1 pseudogene is annotated in these 921 nt (G+C 45.8%); it reads left to right on the forward strand.

Annotation, left to right across the window (positions count from 1 at the left end):
* A pseudogene (locus FJA49_RS18345) lies at positions 1 to 921 on the forward strand (gliding motility-associated C-terminal domain-containing protein); the annotation flags it as partial.

Raw genomic sequence — 921 nt, forward strand, 5'->3', positions numbered from 1 at the left:
TTAACAACAACATTGTTCCAGATTTCGCTACTACATTGGCATTCTGCAACGGAGCTACAGTACCTGCATTACAGGCAACTTCGCCAAACGGAATCACAGGAACATGGAGCCCGGCAACCATTAGCAACACGGCCAGCGGAAGCTATATATTTACGCCTAACGCAGGACAGTGTGCTACAACGGCTACCTTAAATGTAACCATCAATAACAATATCACACCAGACTTCCCTACTACATTGGCATTCTGTAACGGAGCCACAGTTCCTGCATTACAGGCAACTTCGCCAAACGGAATCACAGGAACCTGGAGCCCAGCAACCATCAGCAACACGGCGAACGGAAGCTATGTGTTTACACCAAACGCAGGACAGTGTGCTGTAACAATGACCTTAAACGTAACGATCAATAACAATATCACACCAGATTTTCCAACTGCATTAGCATACTGTAATGGAGCTACAATTCCAGCTTTGCAGGCGACTTCTCCTAACGGAATTACTGGAACCTGGAGCCCGGCAACAATAAGCAACACGGCCAGCGGAAGCTACGTATTTACACCAAATGCAGGACAATGTGCTACAACAGCTACGTTAAATGTGACTATCAATAACAATATCACGCCAGATTTCGTTACTACATTGAACTTCTGTAACGGAGCTACAGTACCTGCATTACAGGCGACATCTCCAAACGGAATCACAGGAACATGGAGTCCTGCAACCATTAGCAACACTACTAGCGGAAACTATGTGTTCACGCCAAATGCGGGACAATGTGCTACAACAGTTACATTGAATGTGACTATTAACAACAACATTGTTCCAGATTTCGCTACTACATTGGCATTCTGCAACGGAGCTACAGTACCTGCATTACAGGCAACTTCGCCAAACGGAATCACAGGAACATGGAGCCCGGCAA

The organism is Flavobacterium microcysteis (genome assembly GCF_006385255.1).
Classification (GTDB): Bacteria; Bacteroidota; Bacteroidia; order Flavobacteriales; family Flavobacteriaceae; genus Flavobacterium; species Flavobacterium microcysteis.